Consider the following 17,321-nt stretch of genomic DNA (forward strand, 5'->3'; position numbering starts at 1 on the left):
TGCGGTGCGGTGCGGTGAGGACAGCCCTCAGTCCTTCTCCTCCGAGAGGGACTCCAGGCACCTGATGACCGCCGTCCGCTCCGACTCCGGCAGCCGCGGCCCGTACGGGTCGTGCGCCGCCGACTCGGGGAGCAGGCCCTCCCACACCGCCGCCCACAGCATCCGCTGCACATAGCCCTCGATCGGGGCGGTGAACGTGGCCTCGGCGAAACGGTCGAGGCGGCCCGACGCGCGGACGAACGCGGTGTGGTCGCCCGCCGTCCAGGCGTCCAGGACCGCGGTCGTCAGACCCACGCGCGCCGCGGCGATGCCGACCAGGGCCGAGTCGGCGCCCCACATCAGGGACGGGCCGAACATCCGGTCCTCGCCGGTCACGACGAGCTTTCCGCTGCCCTCGGCCGCGCGGATCGCGTCCTGGCAGGCCATCGCGCGGTCCAGGGTGGCGAGCTTGACGCCGACGGCCGACGGGAGGGCCAGCAGCCGGCGGATCAGGGACGGCGGATAGGGGTAGCCCCCGGCCTCGCCGTGGAGGAAGAAGCCGAGCACGGGCAGCCCGCAGGCCTCGGCCACCCGCTCGTGCAGGCGTACCGCCTCCCGCTCGCCCTCGGGGCGTTCGGCGAACTGTGCCAGCGGATAGACCATGACCGCGTCGGCGCCCAGTCCGGCCGCCTGCACGGCCATGGTGACGGTGGCGTCCCACGCCTCCCGAAGGGTGGTGGCGCGGACCGATCGTGGCACCCCCACGCCTGCCACGATCGGTCCGTCGACCGTCTCCCGCCAGACGCGCAGGACGTCCGCGCGGTCCGGTTCGGAGAGATACAGACCGCGGCCGGTGTGCGCCCAGACGGCGACGCCTCCGATGCGTGCGGCCGCGATCCGCTCCGCGTAGCCGCGCAGCGCACCGAGGTCCACGACTCCCCGGGGATCCATGGGTGTCGCCACTGCCGGCACCACGGTGCCGCGCAGTCCGCGCACCAGGGTCTGGGTCGCAGACATGGGCGGTCTCTCCCGTCTGTTGCGGTCGTTCCCGACACGCTAGCCTTTACGGCCCGGACCGTAAAGGAAAGGCGAGCCAGAATGTCCCAGCGCCCCATGCGTCTCGGTCTGTACGTCAATCTCTACGCGGACCAGGCGGACCGGCCCCGGCTCGCCGATGCGGTGGAGCAGGTCCGGCTGGCCGAGCAGGCGGGTTTCGACTGGGTGGTGCTCGGCGAGCGCCATCTGCACCGGCCCGGATACCACGAGGCCGTCACCTCACTGGCGTATCTCGCCGCGCACACCGAGCGGATCGGGCTCGCCACCGCGGGGCTCATCGCGCCCGTCTACCAGCCCGTGTGGCTCGCCGAGACGCTGGCGCACATCGACGTGCTCTCGGGCGGGCGGCTCACGGCCGGATTCGTCCTCGGCTACCGGCCGGAGGAGTTCGCGCTGTACGGCACCCGGCCGGGCGAGCGTGTCTCCCGGTTCGAGGAGAGCCTGGAACTGGTGACCCGGCTGTGGACCGAGGACGAGGTCAGCCACGAAGGCCGCTGGACCTCGCTCGACAAGGCGTTCCTGTCCCCGCGGCCGGTGCAGTCGCCGCGCCCGCGGATCTGGAACGGCGGTCGGGTCTCGGCGGTTCTGGAGCGCACGGCCCGGATGTGCGACGGCTGGACGACGTCCTTCAACGAACTGGACTCCGAACTGCCCGAGAAGATCGCGGAGTACCGCTCGTACCCGCGCGGTGCGGCGAGCCTGGGCTCCGAGGTCATCGTCTGCCGCGAGGGTTTCGCCGCGGCCACCTCGCAGCAGGCCCGCGGGGCTCTCGAGGCGCCGCTGCGGGAGCTGTACGACGCGTACGGCGACTGGAAGCGCACCTCGGCGGACGCGGCGCGCTACGCCCAGCAGTGGGACGACATCGAGGCCCGTTCGGTGATCGGCTCGGTGGAGCAGTGCGTGCAGCGGCTGGGGGCGTACGGCGAGATGGGCGCGGACGGGGTGGTGCTGCGCATCCAGCCGCCGGGGATGCCGCAGAAGGACGCGCTGGGCGCGATCGAGGCGTTCGGCACCGAGGTGCTCCCGCGGCTCAACGCCTGAGCGCCTCGGTGCACACCCGGCTCAATGCCTGAGCGGCCGTCGTCTGAAGGCGTGCTGGACCACCAGCGCGGCCTGTGCGATGTCCGCCATGGCCGCGTCGTCCGCCATCAGCATCGGCTGACGCACCCAGACCACCGAGTCCTCGGCCGCCTCGGCGACCGGGCAGGGACGGGTCCGCACGGCGTAGGGGGTCAGGGAGGGCTCCCGGGTGAGGGAGCGGTACCCGGTGTCCAGCGGCACTCCCTCGGCGTTCATCGCGGCCAGGAAGACCGCCTTGGGGTGGCCGCCGAACGCGGCCGCCTCGTAGCGCAGCAGGGCCAGGTGCCGGGTGTGCCGCGTCGTCCCGGCGGGCTCGGGCAGGGGCGAGAGTCCTTCGACGTCGTCCAGCGCCCGGGCGAGCGTGGCCGCCCGGGCCTCGCGATGGTCGATCTGGCCCTCCAGCAGCGGGAGCTGGGGGCCGAGGACGGCCGCCTGGAACTCCGTCATCCGCAGGTTCCAGCCCAGCTCCGGGTGTTCGTACCAACCGTCGTCGGCACGGCGTCCGACGTTGTGCAGCGCCCAGAGGCGTTCGTACACCCGGCGGTCGTCGGTGACGACGATGCCGCCCTCCCCCGCGGTCATCGCCTTGCTTGACTGAAAGCTGAAGCAGGCCGCGTCGCCGAGCGTCCCCGCGGGGCGTCCGTGCCGACGGGCGCCGTGGGCCTGGGCCGCGTCCTCCACCACGGCGAGACCGTGGTGCTCGGCGGCGGCCCTCAGCGCCTCGGTGTCCGCGGGTGCGCCGGCCAGGTGCACCGGCACGACGGCCCTGGTCCGCGGGCCGGCCAGCCCTGCCAGGGACGACGGATCGAGGTGCAGGGTGTCGGTGACATCGGCGACGACGGGCGCCGCCCCGGCGAGGACGACGGCTGTGGCCGTGGCCACGAACGTGTAGGCGGGCACGATCACTTCGTCCCCGGGCCGTACGCCGAGGGCCCGCAGCGCGAGGAAGAGCGCCACGGTCCCGTTCACCGTGCAGACCCCGTGGGCGGCGCCGACACCGGCGGCGAAATCCGCCGCGAACCGCGCCACCAGGGAGTCGTCGCCGTGGCCCGCGGTCGCTCCCCAGCGGCCGCCGTCGAGGACCCGCATCAGCCGTTCGCGCTGCTCGTCGGTGGCCGGCGGTGGCCACTGCGGCCAGCCCTCGGTGCGTACGGGTGTCATCGCAGCCCCTGGAGCAGCCGGTTCATCGTGCCGTGCAGGATCTGCTGCCGGTCGGCGGCCGCGAGGCCGGCGAGCAGTACGCGCCCGAGTCCTACGCGCAGATCGAGGAAGACGGCGTCGGAGCCGAAGGCGATGCGTTCGGCGCCCGCCTCGGCGACCAGCCGGACGAGATGGCGTGCGGTCATCCGGGAGCCGCAGGTCTCCAGGACGATGCTCGGGCAGCGGGCGGCCGCTTCGGCGGCGGGCGCGAAGCCGTCGGTCCACAGGCCCGAGTGGCCCATCAGCAGGGGCAGTTCCGGGTAGCGGGGTGCGACGGCCGCGAACCGGGCAGGGTCGGACCAGGCGGAGCGGTACTGACTGTGCGCGAGGACGATGCGCCCGCGCCCGGCGGCGATCTCGAAGGCAGGCGCGTACGCGGCGTGGTCGAGCGGGAGTTCGTGGACCTCGGGGTGGAGCTTGACGCCGATGACGCCGGGGGCTTCGAGCAGGTCCCGCAGCCGCTCGGGGGCTTCGGGGTCGTGCGGGTTGAAGACGGCGTAGCCGAGCAGGCGGCCGGGGTGGCGGGCGAGTTCCGCGAGCAGGAGGGCGTTGCCGGCACGGGCGTCGGGGCCCACCGCGAGGAGGTGCGAGACACAGGCGGTGGTGACGCCGCAGCGGTCCATCACGGCCAGCAGGCTCCGCGCGGAGCCGTCAGTGACGGCGAACGCGGGCCACCGGCCGAGGTGGCCGTGCGCGTCGATCACGCTCACGGGTGCTCGCCCAGCAGCCGCAGGGCGTTGCCGCCGGCGATGAGGGCCGTGTCGGTCTTCGGCAGGTCCAGGGTGTCCAGTTGGTAGCGCGGTCCGGCGTCGTCGGTGACCGGGGCGCCCGTGCCGAAGAGGACGCGCCGGGCGCCGTAGCGCGCGGCGAACCATTCGACCTGAAGGTGCCCGGCGAGGGTGGAGGTGTCCACGGACAGCTCCTCGTGGACGTCCATGAGTTCGGCGAGCTCCCGCAGGCTGCGGTAGCCGGTGCCGGTGAGGACGATCCGCAGGGTCGGGCACGCGTCGGCGAACCGCCGCACCTCGGCGGCGCTCACCGTCTCCCAGGCGAGCAGGACGGTGGCGCGCCTGCCCGCCAGTTCCGCCGCGAGCACGAGGGAGTGCTCGCCGGTGAGGGACCAGCGGTGTTCGCCGGGGCACAGCCGCACCAGCCGCCCGGCGGGAACGTCCCCGGTGCCGAGCGGGCCGGGGATCAGCACGGGCACCGGCCGCAGTCGCGGCCCCTTCACCGCCGAAAGAGAAGCGTTGCCGTCCCGGGGGTCGCCGTACACGGCGTGCGTGTGCACCACACAAGCGCTGTCGATGTGCAGACGGTCGAGCTCCGCGGCCAGTCCCTCCGGTTCCCGGCTCGCCACCTCGTCGTACGGCAGCGGACCGAGCATCCGGTTGATGTCGATGACGGTCACGACTTGAGGCCGGAGGTGGCGATCGAGTCCGTCAGATAGCGCTGGAGCAGCCCGAAGACGAGCAGACAGGGGATCACCGTGATCGTCGCTCCGGCCATGATCTGGTTGATGGTGACGTCCTGGCCGGCGAGCGTGGCGAGCCCCACCGTGAGGGTGCGCATGTCCGAGGACTGGCCGATGACGAGAGGCCAGAGGAAGTCGTTCCAGTGCCACAGGAAGACGAAGACACCGAGGGTGGCGAGGATCGGCCGGATCAGCGGGATCACGATGGTGGTGTAGATGCGCCACTCCGACGCCCCGTCGATCTTCGCGGCCTCGAACAGCTCGTCGGGCAGCTGGTACATGAACTGCCGCATCAGGAACACCGCCTGGGAGTTCGCGAGCGTCGGCACGATCAGTCCCCAGTAGGTGTCCACCCCGCCCATCTTCGACACCAGGATGTAGTACGGGATCAGCGTCGCCTGGAACGGCACCATCAGGGTGGCCAGGAACGCCCAGAACAGCACCTCGCGGCCGGGGAAGCGCTTCTTGGCGAAGGCGTACCCGGCCATCGACGAGAACAGCAGGATGAGCACGACCGACACGAGTGAGTAGATCAGCGAGTTCACCGCCCACTGGGTGACGTCGGCACCCTCCAGGACGTCGGTGAAGTTCTGCCAGGTGGCGCGGGTGATGTCCAGGGCCCCGGGCAGCGTCGAGCCCTCCGGCGGGGCGAACGCGACGAGCACCATGACCGCGAAGGGCGCCATGGTGACGAAGGCGACCAGGACCAGCAGCACGGGCAGTCTCAGGCGGCCCATCAGTCCACCTCTCTGCCGATGAGCCGGCGCTGGATGAGCGAGAAGACCAGGACCACGACGAAGAGCATCAGGCCGACCGCGCTGGCGTAGCCGAAGTCGAAGTACTTGAAGCCCGAGTCGTAGAGAAAGTAGACGAGCGAGTAGCTGGCGCGGACGGGGCCGCCGCCGGTCATCACGTACATCGCGTCGAAGACCTGGAAGGCCTGGATCGCCTCGATGACGAGGACGAAGAACAGCACCGGCCGCAGCATCGGCAGCGTCACCCAGCGGAAGCGCTGCCAGGCGCTCGCGCCGTCGACGGTGGCCGCCTCGGTCACCTCACGGGGGATGGACTGGAGCCCGGCCAGCAGGATCAGCATGGTGTAACCGAAGCCCTTCCAGGCCGCCGTGGCGGCGATGGAGGGCAGGACGAGGTTATCGTCGCCGAGGAAGTCCACGGGTCCCAGTGAGATTGCGCCGAGCGCGGCGTTCAGCAGGCCGTCGTCGACCTCGTAGATCCACTTCCAGATGACGGCGGCCAGCACGATGCTGGTGACGTACGGCAGGAAGAACACCCCGCGGAAGAAGCCCCGCATCCAGACCGTGCGGTGCAGCAGCACGGCCGTGCCGAGGGCGAGGAGCACCGTCATCGGGACGTAGACCGCGGTGTAGATCGCGGTGACGCCGAGGCTCTCCCAGAACAGGGCGTCGCCGAACAGCCGGGTGTAGTTCCGGGCGCCGATGAACTCCCACTCGCCGCTGAGCCGGTAGTCGGTGAGCGAGAGGAAGGCGGCGCCGATCGTCGGCCCGAACCGGAAGACGATGAACAGCACCAGCATCGGGGCGATGAACGCGAAGCCCACGAGAGCCTCGCGCCGCCGCCCCTGACGCCGTCCGGGCCGGGGCGCGACGCTCTCGTGCGCTTCGGTGGTGCGCGGGAGGGCCTTGCCCGTGGCCGCCTCGCTCAACGCTGCCGTGCCAGCAGGTCGTCGGCCGCCTTCGCCGCGTCGTCCAGCGCTTCCTTGGGGCTCTTCTTCCCGGTCAGCGCCGCCTGGATCTCCGGTGCGAGCAGACCCATCAGCTGGCGGGCCGCGGGGTTGGGCTCACCGGGCGAGACCGCCGCGAGCGCCGCCTGGTACTGCTTCGCGTACGGCGAAGTGTTCGGCACGCTGACGTCCGTACGGGGCGAGAAGTAGCCGCTGGCCTTGCCGAGCGACTGGATCTGCTCCGGCTGGGTCATGAACTCCAGGAACTTCTGCGCACCGTCCACATTCTTCGACTTGGCGTTGACGCTCAGGGCACCGGGGATGCCGAAGGCGATCTCCTTGGCGGGGCCCTTGAGCGGGGCGCCCACGACGACGTTGTCCGCTCCCCAGGTCTTGGCGGCCAGTTCGGCGTCGGCGAGCACGACGGAGAAGCCCATGGCCGCCTCCTGCTTGCCGAGCGCGTGGTCGGCGAGGAGGTTGGTGTTCGTCATCGCGGACTTGGGGACCGAGCCGGCCTTCCACAGGTCGGTGAGGAAGGTGAGCGCCTCGACACCGGCGGCGCTGTTGAACGCCGCCTTCTTGCCGGACTCGTCGAACACGGTGCCGCCGGCCTGCCACAGCAGCGGGTAGAAGTTCAGGTTCAGCGAGGCCTCGGGGCTCGCCGAGTAGTCCAGTATGGCGACGCCCTTCTGCTTGAGCTTGGGGGCGGCCGCCTTGATCTCGTCCCAGGTGCCGGGCGGGGTGGCGATACCCGCCGAGGCGAGCAGTTTCTTGTTGTAGACCGTGGTGGTGACGGTCTGGTAGATCGGCGCGCCGTAGATCTTCCCGTCCTGCTTCATCGCGGCCAGGGTCGCGGGCAGGAACTTGTCGGTGCTGTTCTTCAGCGCCGCGTCCACGGGCGTGATGGCGCCGCCGGCGGAGAACTGCGGGATCTGGTCCGGTGTGAGCAGGACGACGTCCGGGCCCTTGCCGCCGCCGAACGCGGTGGCGATCTTCTGGTCGCGGTTGTCCCACGGCTGCTGCTCGACGGTGAGCTCGGTGCCCGGTGCCGATTTCTCGAAGGCCTTCTCGATTCCGTCCCAGTAGGCCGCGTTGGCCTTGGGGTCGGCGATCACCGGGTACATCCAGACGGTGACGCCGTCCGAGTCGGAGCCCGAGCCGCCGCCCCCGCACGCGGAGAGAGAGGCGGCGAGCATGAACAGAGCGAGAGGAGCGGTGGCGCGCGTGAAGCCTGTCTTCATGGGGGCCTCCGGAAGGCCTGCTGAGAAGGGAAGCGACGGGAGCCCGGCTGTTTCGGCCTGGGCCGAAAGTAGCCGCGGGGGATTTGGCCTGTCAATGAGTCAGGTACGGGGATCCGGCCGAAACAGTGCTCCGTGTCCGCCGGACGGGGCCCCGGCCGCGCTCCCACGGGTGCGGGCCGCGCCGTGGCGCGCCCGGTGACGGACGGGCCGGAGGTCCGGGAGACACTGACCGGGTGAGAAGTGAGAACACCCCCTTCGTGGGCGGGCCGCTGGACGGTCGGGTACTGCCGATCCTGGTGGGACCGACCGGACATCCGCCGAAGTGGTACGAGGTCCCCGTGCCGGACGACGACGGCGCCCCGCCGACGGTGCACACGTACCGGCGTGTCCCTTCCGGCTACACCAAGCGGCTCGGTCTCCAGCGGGGCTGGAAGTACGAGTACGCACCGGGCGGCAAGGAACGCCGTGAACTGAAGTGGCCCTGGTCGAAGCCCGGCCGCCGGTCCGACACGCCGTAGGACGCGCGCACTCCCCCTCGACGGATGACGGTATTGCGCTGAATCGACCACTCGCGGCGCGCTCCGGCTTGTGCGCTCGCACGATCGGCTGTGGGGCGGAATGCCCACCCCGCAGCCGGAGGTGATGAAGTGTCAGGCAGGTTGCTGCGCACGGTCTGTACGGCGGCCCTGGCCGCGGCGACGGTGATCGCGGCGGTACCGGCCGCGGCGGAGCCCGTACCGGAACCGCCGGGTGGGCACGCGGCCGACGCCGTCACCGGTCAGGAGGACGGGACCGGCGAGGAGCCGGTGGAGGAGACCGGCGGACCGGAGTCCGGCAGCGACGAGGCGGCCGGCACCTCCGGGAGCGCGGCTGCCCGGCCCGCCACCGTCCCCCAGATGCTCACCCGGCTCCGGACGCTGTACCTCCAGGCCGAGGAGGCCGGCGAGGCGTACAACGCCACCGAGGAGCAGCTCAGGGCCCAGCAGGCCCGGACCGCCGCCCTCGGCCGTGAGCTCGCCACGGCCCGCAACGCCCTCGCCGACAGCCGCGGCGACGCCGGGCGCCTCGCCCGCGAGCAGTACCAGGGCCGCTCCGAACTCTCCGCCTACGTCCGGCTCCTCCTCGCCCGCGACCCCCAGCACGCCCTGGACGAGGACCATCTGATGGAACGCGCGGCCGCCGACCGGCTGGCGACCACCGACCGGCTGGAGAGGGGCGCCCGGCGCGCGTCCGCGCTCGCGGCGGCCTCCCGCGCGGCGCTCGACAAGGAGCAGACGCTCGCCGCCCGGCAGAAGCGGGCCCGCGACAGGGCGGCCGTCCGGCTGAAGGCCGTCGAGGAGATGCTCGCCTCGCTCTCCCCCGAGGAGGTCGCCGCACTGACCGCGCTGGAGGAGTCGGACACCGCCGAGGCGCAGGAGAAGATCCTCGACTCCGGGGTTCTCGACGGGAAGCGGATGCCGACCGAGGAGGGCGGCAAGGCGCTGCGGTACGCGGTGGAGCAGATCGGCAAGCCGTATCTGTGGGGCGCGGAGGGTCCCGCTTCGTACGACTGCTCGGGGCTGACCTCCGAGGCCTGGGCGGCGGCGGGACGCACCATTCCGCGTACCAGCCAGGACCAGTGGGAGGAACTCCCCAAGGTCCCGCTGCGCTCGCTGCGCCCGGGTGATCTGGTGATCTACTTCCCCGGGGCCACCCATGTGGCCCTGTATCTGGGCGACGGCATGGTGGTCCAGGCGCCGCGTCCCGGGGCCACGGTGAAGGTCTCCCCCATCGCGGCGAACCCGTTGCTGGGCGCGGTGCGGCCCGACCCGAAGGGCAGCCCGCTGGAGGAGTACACCCCGCCGCGGCTCCCGGAGGGCGCCACGGCGGGGCCGGACACCGGCTACTCGGAGGCGGGAGCCCCGGAGGCCCCGGCGACCTCGGCCAGATAGGCCTCGGTGAGCGCGGGGTCGAAGAAGAAGTTCTCGAAGTCCGCCGGGTTGTTGAAGCCGTTGGCGAACCGGTCGGCCACGGGCTGCATCTGCCCCGCGGCGCCGATCAGGTTGAGCACGTGCTCCGGCGGGACGCCGAGCATGGCGTTCGTCCACTTGGTGACGTGCTGGGCCGTGTCCCAGTAGCGGTCGAAGGCGGACTGCATCCAGGCCTCGTCGAACGGCTTGTCGCCGTGCTCGACGATCGAGGAGAGGTACGCGGCCGCGCACTTGGACGCCGAGTTCGAGCCCTGGCCGGTGATCGGGTCGTTGGCGACGACCACGTCCGCGACACCGAGGACCAGGCCGCCCCCGGGCAGCCGGCCGATCGGATTGCGCACGGTCGGGGCGTACCGGCCGGAGAGCGTGCCGCCCGCGTCGGTCAGTTCGACCTTCGTGGCCCGCGCGTACTCCCACGGCGTGAACTTCTCCATGAGTTCGAGCGTCAGGGAGAGGTGCTCGGCCGGGTCCTTGACGCCCTGGAAGGCGTCGAGCGGGCCGCCGGGGATGCCCTCCCAGAAGAGGATGTCCGCCCGACCGCTGGTGGTGAAGGTCGGCATCACGAAGAGCTCGCCGACGCCGGGGATCAGGTTGCAGCGCACCGCGTCGAAGTCGGGGTGCTCGGGGCGCGGGCCGAGGCCGTGCACATAGGCGACGGCGAGCGCCCGCTGCGGGGCGTCGTACGGGGAGCGGGAGGCGTCCCGGCCGAACATCGAGACCAGTTCGCCCTTGCCCGCCGAGACCAGCACCAGGTCGTAGGTGCGCGAGAAGAAGTCCAGGTCGGAGACGGCCGCACCGTGGATGACGAGCTGTCCGCCGCGCTGGGCGAACGTCTCCATCCAGCCGGCCATCTTCACCCGCTGGTCGACGGACTGGGCGATGCCGTCCAGCTTGCCCACCCAGTCGATCACCCGCTGGGACTCGGGTCCCGCGACGGAGACGCCGAGGCCCTCGATGCGCGGGGCCTGGGACTCCCAGAAGTTGATGCCCAGATCACGCTCGTGCTGGAGCGCGGTGTGGAACATGCACTGCGTCGACATGACCCGGCCGGAGCGGATCTCGTCGGCCGTGCGGTTGGACATCAGGGTGACCTCGTAGCCCTGCGACTGCAGGCCGAGGGCGAGCTGGAGACCGGACTGGCCGGCTCCGACTATGAGTATCTTCCGCATCGGGGAGTCTCTTTCGTCTGTCAGGACTGTTCGGGGGTTGCTTCGAGCGCGTGGGCGACCAGCGCGAGCAGCGATTCGATCACGGTGATCCGGCTGCGTGCATCCATGATCACAACCGGCACGTGCGCGGGGACCGTCAGGGCCTCCCGCACGTCCTCGGCCTCGAACAGCTCGGAACCCTCGAAGTGGTTGACGGCCACGATGTACGGCAGGCCGCTGCTCTCGAAGTAGTCGAGCGCCGGGAAGCAGTCCTGGAGCCTTCGGGTGTCGGCGAGGACGATCGCCCCGATCGCACCGCGCACCAGGTCGTCCCACATGAACCAGAAGCGCTGCTGGCCGGGTGTCCCGAACACGTACAGGACGAGGTCGTCGTCCAGCGTGATCCGGCCGAAGTCCATGGCGACGGTGGTGGTCGTCTTGTCGGGCGTCGAGGTGAGGTCGTCGGTCTCCTCGCTCGCCGCCGTCATCAGCGCCTCGGTCTGCAGAGGTGTGATCTCGGAGACCGCGCCGACGAAGGTCGTCTTGCCCGCGCCGAAGCCGCCCGCGACCACGACCTTGGTGGCGGTGGGGGCACGGGTGTGGTCGAGCTGCCAGGCCTTGAGGCCCTCGTCGGCGGCCGGCGGCGGACCGGTCGCCGGCTCCGGGACGGTCGGAGCGGTCGGGGAGGGCAGCGTGTCAGAGGCGGCGGAGTCCACTCAGCACCCTTTCGAGCAGTGCGCGTTCGGGCCGTCCGGGCCCGTGCCCGGTGCCGTACACACGGATCTTTCCCTGGTCGGCGAGGTCACTGAGAAGGACCCGGACAACGCCCAGTGGCATCTTGAGGATCGCCGAGATCTCGGCGACGGTACGCATACGGCGGCACAGCTCGACGATGGCCTGGAGCTCGGGCATGACGCGCGAGGACAGGGCGCCCTGGGGCAGCTGTCTGCGTTCGGCGGGGGCCTCCAGCGCCGCGACGAAGGTCTCGACGAGCAGCACATGGCCGAAGCGGGTGCGGCCTCCGGTGAGGGAGTACGGGCGTACGCGGGCGGGGCGGCGGTTCTCGCCGCGCACCGGAAGTTTGCGGGCGGACGTCACTGGGAGCCCTCCAACGACTGGCGCAGTTCGCTGCGGAGTTCGGGGGTGAGGACGTGTCCGGCGCGGCCGACGAACATGCCCATGTGGTAGGCGACGACGGACATGTCGGAGTCGGCGTCGGCCTGGACGCCGAGCAGCGAGCCGTCGCTGATCGACATGACGAAGACGCTGGCCTCCTCCATGGCGACCATGGTCTGTTTCACACCGCCGCCGTCCATCAGCCGGGCGGCGCCGATGGTGAGGCTGCCGATGCCCGACACGATGGTGGCGAGGTCGGCGCTGGAGCCCCGCGGACCCTCCCGGCGGGGGGCCGCGGCGGAGGCGGCGTTCTGTGCCGGGTCGGAGGACAGGAGCAGCAGTCCGTCCGACGAGACGACGGCGACCGAGCGCACGCCCGGCACCTCTTCCACGAGATTGCCCAGCAACCAGTGCAGATTGCGGGCTTCACTGCTCAGGCCGAACGTCCCGGTCGCAGTCAACTGCGTGCCTCCTCGACTGTGTCCCCCGCATCTTCTGTTGTTGTCCGTGGTGCGGTGCGCTCGATCTCCGCCTGCGCATCGCGGCGGCCCTCCTCGGCCGCCTGCTGGAAGCCGCCGAGCCTGCGGCGCAGGGCGTCGGCATCGACGCTGCCGGTGCGCTCGCCGGGCGTGGTGGCGGGCTGGACGACCTTGGGCGTCCGCTTGGGCAGGCCCTTGTCGGTGACGCGGTCCCAGACGGGCGCGGGCCGGTCACCGGCGGGCTCCGGCCGCGGCCGGGCCTCGGGCTCGGCGGGCCGCGCCTGGGTCCGGTCCTGGGTCTCGGCAGGAGCCTGGGCGGGAACCGGGGACGGTGCCTGCGCCGCGGGCTCCGCCGTCTCCGGCAGGCGCATCTCGAACGTCGCCTGGTCCGTCCCGGCGGTCTCCGGCTCCCCGTCGGGCGTGCGCTCGTGCGTCTCCGCCTCCGCCTCGGCCGCCCGGACGGAGGCCTCCGCGGCCGCCACCAGCGGGTCGGCGTCGTGGGCGAGCTGTCGCGGACTGCTGGGCAGGGCGTTGGAGTTGGCCTCGGCGACCGAACCCGGCTGCTGGACCGCGGGCGTGGCGCCCGCCGTCCTCGCGGTGTGCTGCTCGGCCGGCGGCTCCTTGGGCAGCAGCCCCCTGGACAGCACGACGACCGCGGTGATGCCGCCCTGCTTCAGCTCCCGCAGCTGGACCCGTACGCCGTGGCGTGCGGCCAGCAGACCGGCGACCCGCAGCCCGAGGCCGTCGCCGTCCTTGCCCGGACGGGTCTCGAACCCCTCGGGGTCGTCCAGCCGCGCGTTGAGTTCGGCGAGCCGGCCACCGGTCATCCCTATGCCGCTGTCCTGCACGGAGAGCATCACCTCGCCGCTCTCCAGCAGCCAGCCCGAGAGCTCGACCTGCGCGTCCGGCGGGGAGAAGGAGGTGGCGTTCTCCAGCAGTTCGGCGACCAGATGGCTGAGGTCGTCGGCGGCGAAGCCGGCGACCTGGGCGTGCGGCGGCAGCGACTGGATGACCACCCGCTCGTACCGCTCGATCTCGCTCACGGCCGCGCGCAGCACGTCGACGAGGGGCACGGGGCCGGGGTTCGCGTGGCCGTGTTCGGCGCCGGCGAGGACCAGGAGGTTCTCGCTGTGCCGGCGCATCACGGTGGCCATGTGGTCGAGCTTGAAGAGGGTGGCGAGCCGCTCCGGGTCCTGCTCGCGGTCCTCCAGCTTCTCGATCACGCCGAGCTGACGCTCCACGAGGCCGAGGGTGCGCAGCGAGAGGTTGACGAAGGTGTGGTCGATCGTCGCGCGCAGCCGGGTGAGTTCGGCGGTCAGCTCCTCGGTGCGCTGCTGCAGTTCGGCGCGGCCGGTGGCGAGTTCGGCGGCCAGTTCGTCGCGTGCACCGGCCAGGTCGCCGCGGTCGCCCTCCAGCCGCTCGGCGCGCAGGGAGAGGTCGCTCAGCTTGCCGTGCAGGGTGTTGAGGGACCGTACGACCTGGGCGAACTCGTCGTTGCGGCCGGTGAAGCGTACGGGCTCCTCCACCTCGGGGGCCGCCGCGAGGCGGGCCGCGCCGATGCGCAGGACGGCGAGCGGCCGGGTGAGGGTGCGCGCGACGGCCGAGGAGACGCCGATGGCGAGGATCAGCAGACCGCCGACGAGGGCGATCTGGAGTTCCAGGGCGGTGACGTCGTCGTCCCGCAGCTTCTCGAAGCTGGTGATCCGGCCGGAGGCGAGGGAGGACTCGACGCTGCGCATCTGCTCGATGCGGGCGGTCAGCGAGGCCTCGACCTTCTCGTGGTCGGACTTGCGCTCTCCCTTGGAGAGCACCGGCTGGTCCGTCAGCCGGGCGAGATAGCCCTCGGCGGTCTTGATCTCGGGTCCGGTGACGGTGGCCGCCAGCGAATCGCGGGCGCCCTTGCCGGCGGCCTGGTCGAAGTCGGCGAGCGCGGCGAGTTCGCGTACGCGGGCCTGCTGGGCCGCGCCGCTCAGGCCGTTGCGCAGGGCGTCGCCCGGCGCGTCGGCCTCCTCCTCCTGGACGGGCAGCCCGGTGATCGGGTCGATGGTCTCGGTGGTGCCCTTGCCCGGCACGGCGAGCGCGGCGAGCAGCAGCCCGCGGGTGGCGGACGCCTGCTCGACCGCGAGCCCGAGTTCGGCGGGCGCCCGGGTGTCGCCGCCGGACGCGGTCCGGGATGCCCCCCAGGCGCGCGGCGGGGTCTTCTCGGTGAGTTCGTCGGCGACCGCGTGCAGATGGGCGATGACGGCGGAGTACGCGCGGTGGGCCTCGGTGGCGGTGCCCTTGCCCGTCAGGGCGGTGCGGCGCACGGAGGGCACGGCGGCCAGTTCACGCCGCAGTCCGGCGTGGTCGCCGGAGATGAGACTGCCGATCTCGTCGATCTGCCGGTCGACGCGGGCGCTCGTGCTGTCGGAGACGACCCGCCGGTCCTTCTCCTCGCCCTTCTGGGCCTCGCGTCCGGCCGCGATGTACGAGGTGACCTCGTCGCGCTCGTCGGCGAGCGAGTGGGCGAGGGTGACGGCCTCGCGGTTGAGGCCGGCGAGGGTGACGAGGCGCTGGGACTCGGTCAGTTCGGCGGAGGCGTTCAGGATGCCGGGCGTGCCCGCGGCGATGACGACGAGGCCGACGACGGCGACGCCCGCGACCAGCCGGTTGCGCACCCGCTTCGTGCGGCCGCGCGCGACAGGGTCCGGCGAGGTCTCCTGTGCCGGGAACGTCTCAGGGACCAGGGGGGCCTGAGGCCGCTTCTTCTGCACCGGTGCTCGCAATCCTGCTTGACTTGTCCGCCCTTGCAGCAGAGATGACGACCGGTCACACGCGAGTTCCCGCCCCCTGCACGGCTTCAGACCATTGCAGTGCTCCTGGGAGGGATGCGCGCATCGGCCGCTCCGCCACCTGAACGAGTGAACAGCAATCGGGAGTTGGCAAACAACTCGCGCCGGTCGCCGGATCACCCCTCTCCGGGCGGTCGGCTGGATCTTCCGGCCGGGCTTTGGCAGGATGCGCGCCCGCAGCTTCGCCGCCGGGCCGCCCGTCATCGAGGAACATGCCCTGACCTGCCGGTACGGGGCATTTCGGCAGTGGTGCAGGCATGGTGAACGAGTCGTGCAGACTGGGGATCATGCGTATCGAACTCGCGACCGCACCCGGCTCGCCCGAACGCCCCAACGAGGACTGGGCGTCGGTCGCCCTTCCTGCCTCGGGCCAGGGGGGAACGCTGGTGGTGCTGGACGGTGTGACCCCGCCGGTGTCGGGCTTCGGATGTGTGCACGGGGTGCCCTGGTTCACCGCACGGCTCGGCGGCGCGCTGATCGAACTGTCCGGTTCGCTCCGGGATATGACACTGGCCGATGCGCTCTCGGCGGCAATCCGGCGCACCGCCGACGCCCACCGCGACACCTGTGACCTTTCTCACGTGCGCACACCGCAGGCCACCGTGGTGATGGTGCGCTGGGGCGGCCCGCGGGACGACGTCGAGCATCTGGTGCTCTCCGACTCGGCGCTGCTGCTGGAGTCGCCCGACGGCCAGGTGCGGGCCGTGCTGGACGACCGCATCGACCGGCTGCCGCGGGAACAGCTGCGGACGCACGCCACGGCGGACCTCCTGCGCAATGCGGAGGGCGGGTTCTTCACCGCCGCGGCCGACCCGGCCGTGGCCGCCCGCGCGGTGACCGGCCGGACGCCCCGGTCCGAGGTCCGCGCGGTGGCCGCGCTGACGGACGGCGCCTCCCGGTGGGTCGACATGTTCGCCGAGGGGAGCTGGACCGAGTGCGTGGCGCTGCTGCGCAAGGAGGGACCGCAGGGCCTGATCGACCGGGTCCGGACCATCGAGGCGGCGGCGGAGGAGCGTACGGAAGTGATCCGCTGGAAGCTGCACGACGACGCGGCGGTGGTTTTCGCCGAGTTCTGAGCGGGGGCGGGCCGAGGGTCCGATGCGCCGGAGTCGGGGCCGCCGGTCCGATGCGCCCGGGTCGGGGCGCCGGTCCGATACGGCGGGGCCGGGCCGATACGCCCGGGTCGAGCCGCCGGACGGCGAGCGGGGCCCGCCACTCGTCGTCCGCTCAGGCAGCGTGGGCCCGCCACTCGTTCGGCCGCTTCAGGCAGCCTCGGAAGGCCACCCGTTCGGCCGCGGCAAGCAGCAGCGGCAGGCCACCCGTTCGGCGCCGGCAGGCATCACGGCCCCCGCCACCCGTTCGGCGGCCGGGGGCGACGGGCCCGGGCCGTCCTCCGGCAGCGGGGACCGGCCACCCGTTCGGCGCCGGCCGGTCATCCCATCGGCCGAGCGGCCGAGGACGAAATCTAGCTCTCCGCCCGCGCGTTCAGCTGATGGAGCAGCCTCGCCAGCTCCGCGATCTCGCCGCGGTCCCAGCCCGCGAGCTTGCGGACGTAGCGGTCCCGGCGGGCGTCCCTCACTCGGCGGAACCGCGCGAGACCTTCTTCGGTGAGCCGGACGAGTGACGCGCGGCCGTCGGCGGGATCGGGCTCGCGGGTCACCAGCCCGAGCTCCTCCAGCGCGTGCAACTGCCGGCTCATGGTCGCCTTGCCGACGCCGAAGTACACCGCGAGATCGGTCGCGCGCTGCGGCCCCGTCTCGTCGAGCCGGACGAGCAGACCGTAGGCAGCGGGCTCCAGTTCGGGGTGGACCTCGCGGGCCATCTCGCCGGAGGACGCCCGCGCCCGGCGCAGAAAGACCGCCAACTCCCGCTCCAGAGACAGGAATTCGTGGTCCACGCCGTTTCCGGCCTGCGGGCCCGCTTCCCCGCTCGTACCGCTTTTGTGCACGTCAGCACCCCTCGCGCGCTTCCTGATCCCGGATTTTCTCTCAGCGATTCACACGTTCGCCGCTCCGTCAGTATTTCGCAGGCGTAGACCGATGGCAGCT

At 72.0% G+C, this 17,321-nt stretch carries 17 protein-coding genes; 4 read left to right on the top strand and 13 right to left on the bottom strand.

Translation table 11 applies throughout. The features are described from left to right. Positions 1–27: 27 nt before the first annotated feature. Positions 28–996, bottom strand: coding sequence for a dihydrodipicolinate synthase family protein (locus tag RPQ07_RS12155; RefSeq protein WP_313944137.1), 969 nt, complete (start codon positions 994–996; stop codon positions 28–30). Positions 997–1,077: 81 nt separating this feature from the next. On the opposite strand from RPQ07_RS12155, the gene RPQ07_RS12160 reads away from it, so the two are divergent. Beyond that, on the top strand, positions 1,078–2,076 hold the full coding sequence (locus tag RPQ07_RS12160) for an LLM class flavin-dependent oxidoreductase (RefSeq protein ID WP_313944138.1): 999 nt from the start codon (positions 1,078–1,080) through the stop codon (positions 2,074–2,076). Between the two features lie 21 nt (positions 2,077–2,097). Here the strand turns inward: RPQ07_RS12160 and RPQ07_RS12165 are convergent, their stop codons facing one another. From RPQ07_RS12165 to RPQ07_RS12190, 6 genes are read right to left on the bottom strand one after another with little or no spacing between them, the layout of a single operon-like run. Further along, a complete protein-coding gene (locus tag RPQ07_RS12165; RefSeq protein ID WP_313944139.1) occupies positions 2,098–3,276 on the bottom strand; it encodes a DegT/DnrJ/EryC1/StrS family aminotransferase in 1,179 nt (392 codons plus the stop codon). Next, on the bottom strand, positions 3,273–4,025 hold the full coding sequence (locus RPQ07_RS12170) for an amidohydrolase family protein (RefSeq protein WP_313944140.1): 753 nt from the start codon (positions 4,023–4,025) through the stop codon (positions 3,273–3,275). The genes RPQ07_RS12165 and RPQ07_RS12170 overlap by 4 nt, the downstream gene beginning before the upstream one ends. Continuing rightward, complete coding sequence (locus RPQ07_RS12175) at positions 4,022–4,723, bottom strand: amidohydrolase family protein (RefSeq protein ID WP_313944141.1); 702 nt, start codon at positions 4,721–4,723, stop codon at positions 4,022–4,024. Before RPQ07_RS12175 ends, RPQ07_RS12170 begins: the two co-directional genes overlap by 4 nt. Continuing rightward, complete coding sequence (locus RPQ07_RS12180) at positions 4,720–5,523, bottom strand: carbohydrate ABC transporter permease (protein WP_313944142.1); 804 nt, start codon at positions 5,521–5,523, stop codon at positions 4,720–4,722. The genes RPQ07_RS12175 and RPQ07_RS12180 overlap by 4 nt, the downstream gene beginning before the upstream one ends. After that, on the bottom strand, positions 5,523–6,470 hold the full coding sequence (locus RPQ07_RS12185) for a carbohydrate ABC transporter permease (RefSeq protein ID WP_413777729.1): 948 nt from the start codon (positions 6,468–6,470) through the stop codon (positions 5,523–5,525). The genes RPQ07_RS12180 and RPQ07_RS12185 overlap by 1 nt, the downstream gene beginning before the upstream one ends. After that, a complete protein-coding gene (locus RPQ07_RS12190) occupies positions 6,467–7,729 on the bottom strand; it encodes a sugar ABC transporter substrate-binding protein (protein ID WP_313944143.1) in 1,263 nt (420 codons plus the stop codon). The genes RPQ07_RS12185 and RPQ07_RS12190 overlap by 4 nt, the downstream gene beginning before the upstream one ends. 233 nt (positions 7,730–7,962) lie before the next feature. Between RPQ07_RS12190 and RPQ07_RS12195 the strand changes: the two genes are divergently transcribed. Both RPQ07_RS12195 and RPQ07_RS12200 read left to right on the top strand, forming a co-directional pair. After that, on the top strand, positions 7,963–8,247 hold the full coding sequence (locus RPQ07_RS12195; RefSeq protein ID WP_313944144.1) for a hypothetical protein: 285 nt from the start codon (positions 7,963–7,965) through the stop codon (positions 8,245–8,247). A gap of 129 nt (positions 8,248–8,376) precedes the next feature. Beyond that, entirely contained in the window at positions 8,377–9,660 is a 1,284-nt protein-coding gene (locus RPQ07_RS12200) for a C40 family peptidase (protein WP_313944145.1), read from the top strand. Here the strand turns inward: RPQ07_RS12200 and RPQ07_RS12205 are convergent. From RPQ07_RS12205 to RPQ07_RS12225, 5 genes are read right to left on the bottom strand one after another with little or no spacing between them, the layout of a single operon-like run. After that, the gene (locus RPQ07_RS12205) at positions 9,612–10,868 is read right to left on the bottom strand and encodes a styrene monooxygenase/indole monooxygenase family protein (RefSeq protein WP_313944146.1); all 1,257 of its coding nucleotides are present in this window, start codon (positions 10,866–10,868) and stop codon (positions 9,612–9,614) included. The genes RPQ07_RS12200 and RPQ07_RS12205 overlap by 49 nt on opposite strands. Positions 10,869–10,888: 20 nt before the next feature. Then, on the bottom strand, positions 10,889–11,563 hold the full coding sequence (locus tag RPQ07_RS12210; RefSeq protein WP_413777730.1) for a GTP-binding protein: 675 nt from the start codon (positions 11,561–11,563) through the stop codon (positions 10,889–10,891). Next, a complete protein-coding gene (locus tag RPQ07_RS12215) occupies positions 11,544–11,945 on the bottom strand; it encodes a DUF742 domain-containing protein (RefSeq protein WP_313944147.1) in 402 nt (133 codons plus the stop codon). The genes RPQ07_RS12210 and RPQ07_RS12215 overlap by 20 nt, the downstream gene beginning before the upstream one ends. Next, the gene (locus RPQ07_RS12220; protein ID WP_313944148.1) at positions 11,942–12,424 is read right to left on the bottom strand and encodes a roadblock/LC7 domain-containing protein; all 483 of its coding nucleotides are present in this window, start codon (positions 12,422–12,424) and stop codon (positions 11,942–11,944) included. Before RPQ07_RS12220 ends, RPQ07_RS12215 begins: the two co-directional genes overlap by 4 nt. Next, on the bottom strand, positions 12,421–15,195 hold the full coding sequence (locus tag RPQ07_RS12225) for a nitrate- and nitrite sensing domain-containing protein (protein WP_413777731.1): 2,775 nt from the start codon (positions 15,193–15,195) through the stop codon (positions 12,421–12,423). The genes RPQ07_RS12220 and RPQ07_RS12225 overlap by 4 nt, the downstream gene beginning before the upstream one ends. Before the next feature lie 365 nt (positions 15,196–15,560). On the opposite strand from RPQ07_RS12225, the gene RPQ07_RS12230 reads away from it, so the two are divergent. Next, entirely contained in the window at positions 15,561–16,349 is a 789-nt protein-coding gene (locus tag RPQ07_RS12230) for a protein phosphatase 2C domain-containing protein (protein ID WP_313944149.1), read from the top strand. Between the two features lie 389 nt (positions 16,350–16,738). Here RPQ07_RS12230 and RPQ07_RS12235 read toward each other — a convergent pair whose 3' ends face one another. Continuing rightward, on the bottom strand, positions 16,739–17,221 hold the full coding sequence (locus RPQ07_RS12235; RefSeq protein WP_313944150.1) for a MarR family winged helix-turn-helix transcriptional regulator: 483 nt from the start codon (positions 17,219–17,221) through the stop codon (positions 16,739–16,741). Positions 17,222–17,321: the final 100 nt, after the last annotated feature.

The organism is Streptomyces sp. AM8-1-1 (genome assembly GCF_032229325.1).
In the GTDB taxonomy this organism is placed as follows: Bacteria; Actinomycetota; Actinomycetes; order Streptomycetales; family Streptomycetaceae; genus Streptomyces; species Streptomyces achmelvichensis.